This is a genomic window from Monashia sp. NPDC004114, assembly GCF_053603855.1.
Map to the genome: position 1 here is coordinate 95,298 of NZ_JBSGGK010000014.1, position 13,542 is coordinate 108,839.

Annotated in this window: 13 protein-coding genes; 9 read left to right on the forward strand and 4 right to left on the reverse strand. The window is 69.5% G+C overall.

Annotated features, from left to right (window positions below):
• Positions 1-58 precede the first annotated feature (58 nt).
• Complete coding sequence (locus ACWEOW_RS17530; protein ID WP_452270510.1) at positions 59-1,813, forward strand: MFS transporter; 1,755 nt, start codon at positions 59-61, stop codon at positions 1,811-1,813.
• Complete coding sequence (locus tag ACWEOW_RS17535; RefSeq protein WP_452270511.1) at positions 1,810-2,268, forward strand: MarR family winged helix-turn-helix transcriptional regulator; 459 nt, start codon at positions 1,810-1,812, stop codon at positions 2,266-2,268. The genes ACWEOW_RS17530 and ACWEOW_RS17535 overlap by 4 nt, the downstream gene beginning before the upstream one ends.
• 83 nt (positions 2,269-2,351) lie before the next feature.
• Here ACWEOW_RS17535 and ACWEOW_RS17540 read toward each other — a convergent pair whose 3' ends face one another.
• On the reverse strand, positions 2,352-2,642 hold the full coding sequence (locus ACWEOW_RS17540) for a hypothetical protein (RefSeq protein ID WP_452270512.1): 291 nt from the start codon (positions 2,640-2,642) through the stop codon (positions 2,352-2,354).
• Between the two features lie 81 nt (positions 2,643-2,723).
• On the opposite strand from ACWEOW_RS17540, the gene ACWEOW_RS17545 reads away from it, so the two are divergent.
• From ACWEOW_RS17545 to ACWEOW_RS17560, 4 genes are all read left to right on the forward strand, one after another.
• The gene (locus ACWEOW_RS17545; RefSeq protein ID WP_452270513.1) at positions 2,724-3,602 is read left to right on the forward strand and encodes a LysR family transcriptional regulator; all 879 of its coding nucleotides are present in this window, start codon (positions 2,724-2,726) and stop codon (positions 3,600-3,602) included.
• Between the two features lie 87 nt (positions 3,603-3,689).
• On the forward strand, positions 3,690-4,628 hold the full coding sequence (locus ACWEOW_RS17550; protein WP_452270514.1) for a glycosyltransferase family 2 protein: 939 nt from the start codon (positions 3,690-3,692) through the stop codon (positions 4,626-4,628).
• A gap of 125 nt (positions 4,629-4,753) precedes the next feature.
• Positions 4,754-5,248, forward strand: a complete 495-nt coding sequence (locus ACWEOW_RS17555) for an SRPBCC family protein (protein ID WP_452270515.1) — start codon at positions 4,754-4,756, stop codon at positions 5,246-5,248.
• A complete protein-coding gene (locus ACWEOW_RS17560) occupies positions 5,245-5,718 on the forward strand; it encodes a GNAT family N-acetyltransferase (protein ID WP_452270516.1) in 474 nt (157 codons plus the stop codon). The genes ACWEOW_RS17555 and ACWEOW_RS17560 overlap by 4 nt, the downstream gene beginning before the upstream one ends.
• Here ACWEOW_RS17560 and ACWEOW_RS17565 read toward each other — a convergent pair.
• Positions 5,703-8,180 carry an HAD-IC family P-type ATPase gene (locus ACWEOW_RS17565; protein ID WP_452270517.1) on the reverse strand — a complete coding sequence of 826 codons (2,478 nt, stop codon included), beginning with the start codon at positions 8,178-8,180 and terminating at the stop codon, positions 5,703-5,705. The genes ACWEOW_RS17560 and ACWEOW_RS17565 overlap by 16 nt on opposite strands.
• A gap of 126 nt (positions 8,181-8,306) precedes the next feature.
• Here ACWEOW_RS17565 and ACWEOW_RS17570 point away from each other — a divergent pair, with 126 nt between their 5' ends.
• From ACWEOW_RS17570 to ACWEOW_RS17580, 3 genes are all read left to right on the forward strand, one after another.
• Positions 8,307-9,692, forward strand: a complete 1,386-nt coding sequence (locus ACWEOW_RS17570) for a malic enzyme-like NAD(P)-binding protein (protein ID WP_452270560.1) — start codon at positions 8,307-8,309, stop codon at positions 9,690-9,692.
• 4 nt (positions 9,693-9,696) lie between these two features.
• Positions 9,697-11,028 (forward strand): MFS transporter, encoded by a 1,332-nt coding sequence (locus tag ACWEOW_RS17575; protein ID WP_452270518.1) that lies wholly within the window; start codon positions 9,697-9,699, stop codon positions 11,026-11,028.
• 80 nt (positions 11,029-11,108) lie between these two features.
• Positions 11,109-11,471 (forward strand): hypothetical protein, encoded by a 363-nt coding sequence (locus ACWEOW_RS17580; RefSeq protein WP_452270519.1) that lies wholly within the window; start codon positions 11,109-11,111, stop codon positions 11,469-11,471.
• A 40-nt stretch (positions 11,472-11,511) separates the two neighbouring features.
• On the opposite strand, the gene ACWEOW_RS17585 is transcribed toward ACWEOW_RS17580, so the two are convergent.
• Positions 11,512-12,726: an MFS transporter gene (locus ACWEOW_RS17585; RefSeq protein ID WP_452270520.1), complete on the reverse strand. Its 1,215-nt coding sequence runs from the start codon at positions 12,724-12,726 to the stop codon at positions 11,512-11,514.
• A gap of 76 nt (positions 12,727-12,802) precedes the next feature.
• Complete coding sequence (locus ACWEOW_RS17590; protein WP_452270521.1) at positions 12,803-13,327, reverse strand: MarR family winged helix-turn-helix transcriptional regulator; 525 nt, start codon at positions 13,325-13,327, stop codon at positions 12,803-12,805.
• Between the last annotated feature and the right edge of the window lie 215 nt (positions 13,328-13,542).

Here is a 13,542-nt window from a genome sequence, read left to right on the forward strand (position 1 = left end):
GATCATCTCAGGTGCGACGTCCGTTGCCGGCAGCCAATTAGTTAGTACCCTTGAACTAATGAACTCGCCAGCGACCCGCACAGCTCTCGGTCCCAGCTACAAGTGGATCGCCCTGTCCACCACGACGCTCGGCGTCCTGATCGCCACGATCAACTCGTCGATCCTGCTGATCGCCCTGCCCGACATCTTCCGCGGCCTGCAGATCAACCCGCTCGCCCCGGGCAACTCCAGCTACCTGCTCTGGCTGATCATGGGCTATCTCGTCGTCACCGCCGTGCTGGTCGTCACCTTCGGGCGCCTCGGCGACATGTACGGCCGGGTCAGGATGTTCAACGCCGGCTTCGCGATCTTCACCTTCTTCTCGGTGGCCCTGGCCGTGACCTGGCTGACCGGGACGCAGGGCGTCGTCTGGCTGATCGTCATGCGCATCCTGCAAGGGGTCGGCGGCGCGCTGCTCATGGCCAACTCCTCGGCGATCATCACGGACGCGTTCCCGTCGGACCAGCGCGGGCTCGCGCTCGGCCTCAACATGGTCTCCGGAATCGCCGGTTCCTTCCTCGGCCTGGTGATCGGCGGCGTCCTCGCACCCGTGCACTGGCGCTACGTGTTCCTCGTCTCGGTGCCGTTCAGCCTCTTCGGGACACTGTGGGGTTACCTCAAGCTGCGTGACCTCAGCCCACGCCGCCACCATGTCATGGACTGGTGGGGCAACATCACCTTCGCCCTGGGCCTGATCGGCGTGCTGGTCGCGATCACCTACGGCATCCAGCCCTACGGCGACCACGTGATGGGCTGGACCAACCCGTGGGTGCTCGCGTCGATGATCGGCGGCGTCGGCCTCCTCGCCGTCTTCTGCGTCATCGAGACGCGGGTCGAGCACCCGATGTTCCACCTCGACCTGTTCCGCATCCGGGCCTTCACGTTCGGCAACATCGCGAGCCTGCTGGCCGGTCTCGGTCGCGGTGGGCTGATGTTCATCCTGATCATCTGGCTGCAGGGCATCTGGCTGCCGCGGCACGGCTACTCGTTCGAGTCGACCCCGCTCTGGGCGGGCATCTTCATGCTGCCGATGACGGTCGGCTTCCTGGTCGCCGGGCCGCTGTCGGGCTGGCTCTCCGACCGGTACGGCGCCCGACCCTTCGCCACCGGCGGCATGCTGATCGCGGCGGTGAGCTTCTTCTGGTTCGCCGCCCTCTCGGTGGACTTCAGCTACTGGATGTTCGCGGCCGCGCTGTTCGTCAACGGCTTCGGCATGGGTCTGTTCGCCTCACCCAATCGCGCCGCAGTCATGAACGCTCTGCCTGCCAACCGCCGCGGAGTCGGCGGCGGCATGAGCACGACGTTCCAGAACGCCTCGATGGTGCTGTCGATCGGCATCTTCTTCTCCCTGATGATCGTCGGCCTGGCGGGCTCTCTTCCTGACACGATGCAGGCCGGCCTCACGGCGCACGGAGTGACGACCGAGCAGGCGCACGCCGTTGCGGCGCTGCCGCCGGTCGCGGTGCTGTTCGCGTCGCTGCTGGGCTACAACCCGGTGCAGTCGCTGCTCGGCAGCCAGACGCTCGCTCAGCTGCACCCCGCGGACGCTCAGTTCCTCACGGGCCAGACGTTCTTCCCGTCCCTCATCTCCGGCCCTTTCCACGACGGGCTCATCGTCGCGTTCGCGTTCGCGGTCGTGGCCTGTCTCGTCGCGGCGGTGGCCTCGTGGTTCATGGGCGAGAAGTTCGTGCATGCTGAGGACCAGCACGAGGTGTCCATGGACTTCGCGCAGCCGGAGGCGGGTGCTCCGGAACCCGAGGAGGTGCGGTCGTGACACCACCCCGTATGCCGTCACGTGAGGTAGACCGGCTCGCCGGCGACCTGCGCACCGAGGTCGGCCGCCTGGCCTACCACCTGCGCACACCCGCCACCCGCTCCGGCATCACGCCGACCCGGCTGGCCGCGCTGGCCGCCTTGACGCGCTACCCCGACGGCGTGCGGCAGGGCGACCTTGCGGAGCTGATGAACATGTCGGCGCCGAGCATGACCCGACTCGTGGAGATCATGCAGGAGGCCGGCTGGGTCGAGCGCCGTCGGGACCCACATGACCAGCGCTGCCTGCTGCTGGTGCTGTCGCCGGTGGGTCGCAAGACGATCGACACGCTGCGAGACGAAGCGGCTACGCAGCTCAGCACGGAGCTGGCCGACCTCACCGCGGACGAGCGGGCGGCGCTGGCCGCAGCCGTTCCCGTCCTGCGCAAGCTCGCCGACCGTCACCTCGACAGCTGAGGTCGGTACCGCGTCGGCTGGCCGCGCGGCAGTCTCACCGCGCGGGCGCTCTTACCGCGCGGTTGACGGCATACGGCCGCGTGTCAGCTGGCGCGTGCGTGACGCTCGGCCGGGCGAGGCGTCTTCGGGGTCGCGCCGCGGGAGCTGCGAGCGCGGCGGGCGTGGAGGTCGACCGGGGCAGAGATGGTCGTTGCCGTGGCCTTGATGAGGTGGTCGGCCCACTCGCCGTCGTCGTATGCCGTCGCGAGCAGGTCGGTCGCGGTCCGGCTGAGGTCACGGTCGGTGCGGTTCGACCAGTTGCCGGCGAGGTCGTGCCGGCGCGAGGAGGCCAGGGCGCGGAGCGAGCTGAAGGAGAGGGAGCGAGTCGTCGTCATGTCTCTATGATCCGACATTCAACTATTCAGCACAAGCGATGTTTACTTGATGATCGTTAAGCATATCTGTAGTGTTTGATCATGCTCGACACACATCGGATCCGGGTCTTCAGGTCGGTCATGGCCAGCGGGTCGATCCAGGCCGCCGCGGACAATCTCGGGTACACCGCCTCGGCGATCAGCCAGCAGATCTCGACGCTGCAGAAGGAGACCGGGCTGACGCTGTTCGAGCGTGAAGGCCGCGGGCTCAGCCCCACCGCGGCGGCGCAGACCCTCTTCGCGAGCACCAACGAGCTGATGGGCGAGCTGAGCCGGCTCGACAGTGTCGTCGCCGACCTGCGCGAAGGTCGTTCGGGTCGGCTCACGATCGGCTACTTCGCCTCTGCCGGTGCCGAGTGGATGCCGAGCCTGGCGCGCAGACTCACGGCCGAGCTGCCCGACCTGACGCTCGAGCTCGTGCTCACGGAGGTGCCTGAGTTCATCGGAGCCGCCCTCGACATCGACATCGCCGTCGACCTGCCCGGGGCCCACGACGCTCCGGGCTCCCGCCGCGTCCCGCTCGCCGCTGATCCTTACGTGGCCATCCTCCCGGCGGACCATCCGCTGGCCGGCGAGCCTGACGTGGGGCTCGCGCAGCTGGCCGGCGACACGTGGATCCGCAACGACCTGCCCAACACCGCGGTCGCCCGGATCCTCGCCGCGGCCTGTGAGGCGGCCGGGTTCCAACCGAGGTATGCCGTCCAGGCCCAGGACCACTACACCGCCATCGCGTTCGTGCAGGCAGGTGTCGGCGTCACCGTCCTGCCCCAGCTCGCCGCTCACGTGATCCCGAAGAAGGTCCGGGTCCTGCCCGTGACTGCACCGACACCGGTGCGGCACATCGTCGCGGTGGTTCGCGACCCTGCCGGCAACAGCGCGGCCCGCCGGGCGGTCGAGCTACTCCTGGAGCTGATCGGCTGACCGCTCTCCGGGAGATATCGCCGTCACCCGTCATCGCCGGAGCAGTCGTTCGTCTTCACTGCTGGAGGCCGACGAAGGGAGGGACGGATGGAGCCGGGGACAGTCACGGTCATCGTCGTCGGGTACAACCACGCGCCCTACGTTCGGGAGTGCCTTGACAGCATCCGGGCCCAGACGGTCCCACCGGACCGCGTCCTGGTCGCCGACGATGCGTCCCGCGACGACTCCGTCGAGGTGATCTCGGGCTATCTCTCGCAGCATCCAGGCTTTGCCACGTTCTGTCCGGCAGTCGAGAACATCGGCCTCACCAAGACGCTCAACGCGATGCTGTCCATGGTCGAGACCGAGTTCGTCACCTACATCGCTGCAGACGACCTCATGCTTCCCGACCGCATCGAGAAGCACCTGGCCGCGATGTGTGGAGCTGACCTGGCCTACAGCGATGCCGAGGTGATCGACCGCGAAGGCCGCACGACCTACGCGTCGTCCAAGGTCGAGTTCCCGTGGCCGGACGAGCCGGCCCGCTCAGAGCGCATCCTCGAGTGCCTGCTCGACGCCAACTGGATCCCGGCCGCGTCGATCTTCTTGAGGACTGAGGTCCTGGTCGCAGCCGGGAAGTACGCCGACCACCTCTTCTACGAGGACTTCGAGCTTCTCGTGCGGCTCGCCTCCCTCGGCTGCCGGTTCACCTACGTCGATGAGCCCCTGGTCGCGGTCCGGCGTCTGGACACCTCGCTGGGTGCGGTCGGATTCGACGGAGTCAGCCCACGCTTCCTGGTCGCGATGGACGCAGCCCTGCGTCACTATCACCGTGCGCCCAGCCAGGTCGCCCGGCGAGCCCTGGAGACGCGATGGGCTCTGGCGAAACGAGCCTCGGGCACGGACCTGTCGCTGGCCTCCAGGCTGGCGATGTTGTGGGCGGCACGACGAGGTGCCCGGTCACGAGCAGCCTTCCTCGCTCACCTCGGGTCGACGCTCCGCCCCAAACCCAAGTCGAGTGGGCGCTCCGTCCCACCAGCCCCGTGACCAGAGTGACCAGAGTGACCGCGCGGTCGCTCGATGGGGGATGCCTGTGCGCGAGTCCCCGGTCGAGTGAGCGCCCTGTCCCACGGTGCCGAGAGGGTAGCCCCCGGTACGTGCGAGGCTGAAGCGTGGGCATCTTCAGGTTCCGTCACCTGTGGCACGTGCCGGCCGACCCGGCGGCGACGTTCGACGCACTGGCCGACGTCGACCGGTACCCGCTTTGGTGGCCGCAGGTGCGTGCGATCCGCCGGATCGACGACGAAAGCGGCCACGCCTTCGTGCGGAGCATGCTGCCCTACACGCTGGACCTCGTGCTCACCCGTGAGATCGAGGACTCACAGGCGGGCGTCCTCCGGGTCCGGCTCGGCGGGGACCTCGAGGGATGGAGCGAGTTCCGCGTGTCGCCCGACCCCGACGCAACCGGAGCAGGTTCGTATGCCGCTGACGGCTCCCCGGGCGCAGCGACGATCGCCGACTACCGACAGGAGGCGACGGTCACGGCCGCAGGACTCGAGCATTTCGTCCCGCTGGCCCGGCCGCTGCTCACGCTCAACCACACGTGGATGATGCGAGCGGGGGAGCGCGGCTTGGCGCGATGGCTCGCGAACGGCGGATCGTCATGAGCGAGTGGACGATTCGCCCCGCAACGCGTGACGACATCGACGCGGTGATCCGCCTTCGCGCTCTCATGTTCAGCGCCATGGGAGTCGCAGGCGTCGACGACGACGCGTGGCGGAGGGCGGCGACGGAGTGGCTCGAGCGGGAGCTGCCCGGACGGCATACGTTGGTGGTGCTGGCCGAGGGGCCTGACGGGGACGTCGTGGCCGGCGCCATGGGCGCCCTGCGGTTCGAGACGCCGTCGCCGGTCAACCCCAACGGTGTCTGGGGGCTGCTCAACAACGTCGCCACCGAGCCGCACGCGCGGCGACAGGGCCTGGCGCGGGCCTGCGTCGAGGGCGTTCACCCCGCAACACACCGAGCAGCCGCAAACGTCGACGGTTATTTCCAGCGGAGTTTGCGGCTGCTCGGTGTGTTGCGGGGTCAGGGTGCCCAGCCCCAGCGAGAAGCCCCCGACCGTCAGTCGGGCTGGTGATGGGCGTGCGTCACCGAGGGGGACAGCCGGTAGATCGCCTCGACGACCGCGGCCCCGACGACACCGACCGCCAGCGACTGCCACACGAGCGACGCCGGAGCGTCGAAGTTGAAGAAGTTCGCCGCGAACGGCACCACGAAGGCGAGCACCGCGAGCGCGATCATCGAGCCGACGAGCAGCGCCTTCCAGAGCACGAACGGCCGCGCGAGCACGATGAGGATCCAGAAGAACACCGTGAGCAGCGTGATCGTGGCACCGGTGCCCGGCTGCCAGCAGGCGACATCGGCCACCGTCCGAGTCCCGGCCTCGAGGCCGCAGCGGCTCGCGAACTCGTCCTGCGGCACTCCGTAGTGGCTGCCCGCGAGCAGGTAGGAGACGATGACCGCGAGTCCGGCGACGGCGCCGGACGGCACGGCGAACCGCAGGATCCGGCCGAGGAATCCGGGCAGGTAGCGGCGCTTGTTCGGCCCGAGGGCGAGGAAGAACGCCGGGATCCCGATCGTCACCGCGGACACCAGCGTGAGGTGCCGCGGGAGGAACGGGAACGGCACCGTCATCACGGCGGCGGCGAGGATCGCCACGAGGCTCATGGCGTTCTTGGCGACGAAGAGGTTGGCGACGCGCTCGACGTTGCCGATGACACGACGCCCCTCGGCGAGCACGGTCGGCATGTGCGAGAACCGACCGTCGAGCAGCACGAGCTCGGCGACCGCCTTGGTCGCCTGCGCGCCGTTGCCCATCGCGACACCGATGTCGGCGTCCTTGAGGGCTAGCGCGTCGTTCACACCATCACCGGTCATCGCGACGACGTGCCCGTCGGACTGGAGAGCATGGACGAACGCCCGCTTCTGCTCGGGCGTGACGCGACCGAAAACCATTGTGCGAGAAAGAATCTCGCGGAGCTGGTCGGGGTCGTCAGGCAGGGTCCGCGCGTCCACCGGCTCGCCGACGTCGAGCCCGACAGCGCGGGCGACGGCGCCCACCGTGACCGGGTTGTCGCCGGAGATGACCTTGATCGCCACGTCCTGCTCGCGGAAGTAGGCGAGGGTCTCCTTCGCGTCGGGACGCACCTGCTCGGTGAGTGTCACGAGTGCTGATGGGATCAGGTCGGGCGGCAGTGTCGCCGCGGTGAGGTCCACGTCGCTTGAGGCGAGCAGCACGACGCGGCGGCCGGACTCGGCGAGGCCGGCCACCTGCTCGCGGATCGGGTCGCCGTCGGCGAGAAGCATCTCCGGCGCCCCGAGCACCCACGTGCCCTGCGCGTCGAAGACGGCCGCGCTCCACTTGCGGGCGGAGTTGAACGGGATCGTCCGGGTGCGGGTCCAGTCCGGGGCCGGGACCGCGGCTGCGACCGCAGTCAGGGTGCCGTTGGCGTTGGGATCGTCCGCGAGCGCACCAAGCGCACTGCGGACCTGCTCCGCATCCTGGCCGTCGAGCGGCCGGACGTCCTCGAAGGCGATCTCGCCGACCGTGAGCGTGCCGGTCTTGTCGAGGCAGACGACATCGACCCGGGCCAGGCCCTCGACCGCAGGCAGCTGCTGCACGAGCACGCTCTGACGGGTCAGCTGCACGGCAGACAGCAGGAACGCCACCGAGGTGAGCAGCACCAGCCCCTCGGGCACGAGGCCCACGACCCCGGCCGCCGACCGGATCACGACCTGCTGCCAGCCCTGGTCGCCCACGGTCTGCCACTGCGACCAGACCGCGATGGGCAGGGCGAAGACGATGACCCAGGTCGTGTACTTCAGCAGGGTGTTGATGGACGCCTGGATCTCGGACCGCGTGCGCGTGAACTTCCGGGCGTCGGCAGCGATCCGGTTGACGTAGGCGTCCGCGCCCACCTGGCTCGCGCGGTACCGGCCCGAGCCGGCGACGACGCTCGTGCCCGACAGGATGTCATCGCCTGCGTCGTGGCCCACCGGGTCGGATTCGCCGGTGAGGTTCGACTCGTTGAGCTCGAGCCCGGCAGAGTCGATGAGGGTGCCGTCGGCAGGCACCTCGTCACCGGTCCGCAGCTCGATGAGGTCGTCGAGGACCACCTCGCTCGTGGGCACGACCTGCACCGCGCCGTCGCGCACCACCCGTGTCGTGGGGGCGTTGAGCAGCGCCAGGCGGTCGAGCTTTCGCTTGGCGAGGTACTCCTGCACGATGCCGATCGCGGAGTTGAGGACGAGGACGACGCCGAAGAGCCCGTCCGCGAGCGACCCCGTCGTCATGACGAGGACGAAGAGGGCACCGAGGATCGCGTTGAACCGCGTCAGCACGTTCGCGCGGAAGATCTCGCCGAGCGAGCGCGAGGTGCGCTCGGAGAGCTGGTTGACCTCGCCACGCGCCACGCGCGCGGCGACCTCGGAGCCCGTCAGGCCGGCATACTCGTCGTCGCGCCGCTCCACCAGGGCGGCGTCCCCGTGCGTCGTCACCCGCCCATTGTCGTATGCCGCTCGGCTGAGTCCGCGACCCACGCCCGAACCTTGTTACTGGCCGGTCCTCGGACGATTTCCGGGGTGTTTCTCGGATCGTGGGACGATTGCGCGGTGACAGAGTCGATCCAACGCGCCCGCGCCACCACTGCCTCCTACTCGATCACCATGCGGATCCACGCCGGCACGGACCCCGCGGTGATCGGCGCACTGGCCGTCAAGGTGGCCGACAGCGGCGGCATCACGACCGCCCTCGACATCGTCGACTCGCACCCGGACCGCCTCGTCATCGACCTGACCTGCTCGGCCGCCAACGCCGAGCACTCCACCGAGGTCGTCGCCGCCGTCGAGACCCTCGAGGGTGTGCGCGTGCACAAGGTGTCCGACCGGGTCTTCCTGCTGCACCTCGGCGGCAAGATCAGCGTCGAGCCCAAGGTCAACCTCCGCAACCGGCAGGACCTCGCCATGGCCTACACGCCCGGTGTCGGGCGGGTCAGCCAGGCTCTCGCAGACCACCCCGAGGACGTGCCGCGCCTGACCATCAAGGGCAACTCGGTTGCGGTCGTCACCGACGGCTCGGCCGTGCTGGGCCTGGGCAACATCGGTCCGCAGGCCGCTCTGCCGGTGATGGAGGGCAAGGCGGCGCTGTTCAAGCGGTTCGCCGACATCGACGCGTGGCCGATCTGCATCGACACCACCGACGTCGACGAGATCGTGCGCACCGTCGAGCTCATCGCGCCCGGCTTCGGCGGCATCAACCTCGAGGACATCGCCGCCCCGCGGTGCTTCGAGGTCGAGGCCAAGCTGCGCGAGCGCCTCAGCATCCCGGTCTTCCACGACGACCAGCACGGCACCGCCATCGTCGTGCTCGCCGCCCTCAAGAACGCGCTGCGGATCATCGACAAGAAGCTGCCCGACGCCAAGATCGTCGTCTCGGGCGGCGGCGCGGCCGGGTCGGCGATCGTCCAGCTGCTCCTCGCGGCGGGCGCGATCGACGTCGTGGTCTCCGACCGGCCGGGACTGCTCAACAAGCAGGACGAGTCGCTGACGCCGGCCTGGCGGGCGCTCGCCGAGAAGACCAACCCGCGCGGGCTGCGCGGGACCCTGCGGGACGGCCTGCAGGGTGCGGACGTCTTCATCGGGGTCAGCGCGCCACGCATCCTGGCGCCCGAGTGGATCGACGAGATGGCCGACGAGCGGATCGTCTTCGCCCTGGCCAACCCCGACCCGGAGGTCGACATCTACGAGGCGACCCAGCGGGCGACCGTCGTCGCCTCGGGCCGCAGCGACTACCCGAACCAGATCAACAACGTCCTCGCGTTCCCCGGCGTGTTCCGAGGGCTCCTCGACGCCCGCGCGACTGACGTCACGACCGAGATGCTCATCAAGGCCGCCGACGCGATCGCCTCGGTCGTCAGCGACGAGCAGCTCAACCCGAACTACATCATCCCCAGCGTGTTCCAGCCCGAGATGAGCAAGACGGTGGCGCGGGCCATCGTCGAGTGCGTGCCCAAGGCGCCCGCCACGTCGATCCCGATGACGGGAGCCAACTGAGCGGATGACGAGCACGACCCCGTCCAGGCACCGCATCCCACTCGACGGGCGCCGCGCCTGGGGCATCTGGGCTGCGGCCATCTCGGTCTACGTCCTCGCCGTCTTCCATCGCACGTCGCTCGGGGTGGCCGGCCTGCAGGCCGCCGAGCGGTTCGGGATCTCGTCGTCACAGCTGGCCACCTTCACGATCCTGCAGGTGGCCGTCTATGCCGCGATGCAGCTGCCCGTCGGCGCGCTGCTCGACCGGTACGGCTCGAAGCGCCTGCTCACCGTCGGGCTCAGCCTCCTGACCGTCGCACAGCTCGCCTTCGCCTTCATCGAGTCGTACCCGCTCGCGCTCGTCTGCCGCGTGCTTCTCGGCATGGGCGACGCGATGGTGTTCATCTCCGTGCTGCGCATCGCGGCGCTGTGGTTCTCGCCTCGCCGCACGCCGATGGTGACGCAGCTGACCGGCCTGCTCGGCCAGCTCGGGGCGCTCGCCGCTGCCGGTCCGCTCGCGGCGGCCCTCGACCACTTCGGATGGACGCCGTCGTATGCCGTGGCCGCCTCTGCGGGCATCCTGACCGGCGTCGCCCTCGTCGTCGTCGTCCGGGACAGCCCCTCGGAGGACCACCACCGCGACGAGTTGCGGCTCACCGCGATCGCGCGGACCCTCAAGGCTGCCTGGGTCGTGCCAGGGACGCGTCTGGGGCTCTGGTCGCACTTCACGTCGCAGTTCGCCGCGAACATGTTCACGATGCTCTGGGGCTTCCCCTTTCTCGTGGCCGGCGAGGGTGTGTCGCCCGCGACCGCGAGCATCCTGCTCATGACGATGACCGTGACGACGGTGATCTCGAGCCCCCTCATCGGGACCCTGACGATGCGCTACCCCTTCTCGCGCAGCACCCTCGTCCTGTGGATCGTCGGGACCGCGGTCGTCGCCTGGTCGGTCGTGCTGCTGTGGCCGGGGAGAGCTCCGGCGTGGCTGCTGGTCATGCTCGTGGTCGCGATCGCGATCGGTGGCCCGGGCTCGATGATCGGCTTCGACCTGGCTCGCACGTTCAACCCGCCGACCCGGCTGGGCAGCGCCTCCGGCATCGTCAACACGGGCGGCTTCGTCGCGACCCTGACGGCGGTGGCGCTCGTGGGCATCGTGCTCGACCGGGTGGCGCCGGGCGGCCCGTCGACGTGGGACGTCGACTCCTTCCGCGCCGCGATGCTGGTGCAGTACCCCGTCTGGGCCCTCGGGCTGGTCCAGATCCTGCGATATCGCCGCAGGGCACGGCGGTACGCCCTCGAGGCGGACCCCCAGGGGTATGCCGCCATGCAGGCCGGTCAGTCCGTCACCTTCCACTGACCGCTGGGCTCTCCACACCGAACGCCGCGTTCGCGCACAGGGGGACCGGGCGGCATACGCTGCTGGCGGGAGGATGGGCGATGGCGACGTGGGCTGACGTGTGTGACCTGGCGCGACGGCTGCCCAAAGCCGTGCTCGGGCAAGCTCACGAGGGCTCGCCCGCCTGGTATGCCGGACGGCATCCCTTTGCGCGGCTGCGCTGGGACGACGAGGACCGCGAGCTCGTGCAGGTCTGGACCGGCGACATGGACACCGGCAAGGCGCTCGCACCGCGGGGTGCGGTGTTTCCCGTCATCCACACCTTCGAGTACCGCGTGTCGATGTGGGGCCGGCTCGACCTGCTCGACCGTGAGGAGCTGGCTGAGCTCCTGCTCGACTCGTACGACATCCGTGGCGGCCGACGTCGCCGCGGCGACGTCGGGCTCGCCGACCTGCTCGCCTGACCTCGGCTGGCGGGGGTTTCGGGGGCCCCGGCCGGCCGCGTCAGGCGTCCCCGACGGTGAGGGCCTCGGCCTCGACTCGGGACGTGACCGGCTCGGCACCGTGTTCGGGCTGGGCGTCGATCCTCGTGATGATGCTCTTGGCGGTCAGCAGCACCCCGACCGACAGGAACACTGCGAGGGCGCCGACCCAGAAGGGCAGGTGGATCGACTTCTCGCCGAGGTTCCCGGCCAGCCAGGGGGCGATCGCGCCGCCGCTGAAGCGGACGAAGCTGTATGCCGCAGAGGCCACCCCGCGCTCGACCGGAGCGACCTTCATGACCGTCTCGGTGATGAGCGTGTTGTTCACGCCGAGGAAGGCGCCGGCCACGATGACGCCGACGACGAGCACGGCCTGGTGGTCGGTCCAGATCGCCATCGCCGTGAGGATCACGCCGAAGCCGAGCAGCGCGCCGACGACGCCGGGCAGGGTGCCGTACCGCCGCTGGATCATCGGCGCGACGAAGACCGAGGTGATCGCGAGCAGCACGCCCCAGCCGAAGAAGATCAGGCCGATCTCGTGGGCGCCCATCGCCAGCGGGAAGGGCGTGAACGCCAGCAGCGTGAAGAAGCCGAAGTTGTACAACAGCGCGGTGATGCCGACGGTGAGCAGGCCGCGGTGACGAAGCGCGCGCAGCGGCGCCAGGATCGAGGTCGGCTGGGGCGATCGCGGTGTGGGCGGCAAGGTGGTCGCCGTGGCGATGAACGCGACCGCCATGAGCACGGCCACGCCGTAGAACGGCATACGCCAGGAGATGCCGCCCAGCCAGCCGCCGAGGAGCGGGCCCGTCGCGATGCCGACGCCGAGAGCGGCCTCGTAGAGGATGATCGCCTGGCCGACCGAGCCGGCCGCGGCGTTGACGATGGTCGCCAGGGCGGTGGCGATGAACAGGGCGTTCCCGAGGCCCCACAGGGCGCGGAACGCGACGATGCCGCCGACCGTGTCCTGGCTGCCGGCCAGGGCCGCGCCGACGATGATGAGGACGAGTCCAAGCAGGAGGGTCCGCTTAGCCCCGACGCGGCTGCTCACCCACCCGGTGCCGAGCATCGCGACGCCCATGACGGCCATGTAGCTCGTGAACAGCAGCGAGACCTGCGAGGGCCCGGCACCGAGCTCGTCGGCGATCGGCTTGAGGATCGGGTCCACCAGTCCGATGCCCATGAACGAGATCACGCAGGCGAAGGCGACGGACCAGACGGTCTTGGGTTGGCGCCACATGAGCGGGCGGGTTCCTTTCTCTGAAGGTGTACTGCGGTCGGGGCGCTCGTGGCACCCGAGGGGGTATGCCGTCCGGCTAGGTCGCGCGGACAGGTGACGGAGCGCTGACGGGTGACGCAGGGCTGCCGGCCGAGGTCGTGCGTGCAGCGGCCGTGGGGCGTGGGCGCGGTGTCGAGCGCGCGGCCGAGTCGAGGAGGCGGCCGAGGACGGCGACCGCGGTGCGCAGCTCCTCGACGCCGTCGTCATCGAGCTCTTCGAGAAGCGGGGCAAGCACGGCGACCCGCGCGTCGCGAAGGCTGTCGAGCTTGCGGCGCCCTTCGTCCGTGAGTGACATCAGGCTGGCCCGGGCGTCGTCGGGGTCCTGCTCGCGCCGGGCCCAGCCGTGCGCCTCGAGGCGCTGGAGCTGACCGGTGATCGTCGGTTGAGAGCTGTGGTCGGCGACCGCGAGGGTGCTGACCCGGGCCGGGCCGAGCTCGTCGAGCAGGGCCAGCAGGCGCGCCTGGGCGAAGGGGACGTCGAACGAGGCATGACGGCTGGCCCACCGGGAGAGGCGGGCCGAGGAGCGGAGCAGCTCGTTGCCGAGGGCGACGGTCGTGGTCACGAGGAAGCAGGTTACATAGAAAACCTATGTATGTCGAGCGACGTGATCACTCCCCACTCACTCGAGTGGCCTCGTGATCCCATGCGGCACTCAGTCGAGTGGCCTCGTGATCCCATGCGTCACTCAGTCGAGTGGCCTCGTGATCCCATGCGTCACTCAGTCGAGTGGCCTCGTGATCCCATGCGTCACTCAGTCGAGTGGCCTCGTGATCCCAT

Coding starts and splice junctions, on each gene's coding strand:
- ACWEOW_RS17530 (WP_452270510.1), top strand. CDS start 59: ATGAACTCGCCAGCGACCCGCACAGCTCTCGGTCCCAGCTACAAGTGG.
- ACWEOW_RS17540 (WP_452270512.1), bottom strand. CDS start 2,642: ATGACGACGACTCGCTCCCTCTCCTTCAGCTCGCTCCGCGCCCTGGCC.
- ACWEOW_RS17545 (WP_452270513.1), top strand. CDS start 2,724: ATGCTCGACACACATCGGATCCGGGTCTTCAGGTCGGTCATGGCCAGC.
- ACWEOW_RS17550 (WP_452270514.1), top strand. CDS start 3,690: ATGGAGCCGGGGACAGTCACGGTCATCGTCGTCGGGTACAACCACGCG.
- ACWEOW_RS17560 (WP_452270516.1), top strand. CDS start 5,245: ATGAGCGAGTGGACGATTCGCCCCGCAACGCGTGACGACATCGACGCG.
- ACWEOW_RS17570 (WP_452270560.1), top strand. CDS start 8,307: ATGCGGATCCACGCCGGCACGGACCCCGCGGTGATCGGCGCACTGGCC.
- ACWEOW_RS17575 (WP_452270518.1), top strand. CDS start 9,697: ATGACGAGCACGACCCCGTCCAGGCACCGCATCCCACTCGACGGGCGC.
- ACWEOW_RS17580 (WP_452270519.1), top strand. CDS start 11,109: ATGGCGACGTGGGCTGACGTGTGTGACCTGGCGCGACGGCTGCCCAAA.
- ACWEOW_RS17585 (WP_452270520.1), bottom strand. CDS start 12,726: ATGTGGCGCCAACCCAAGACCGTCTGGTCCGTCGCCTTCGCCTGCGTG.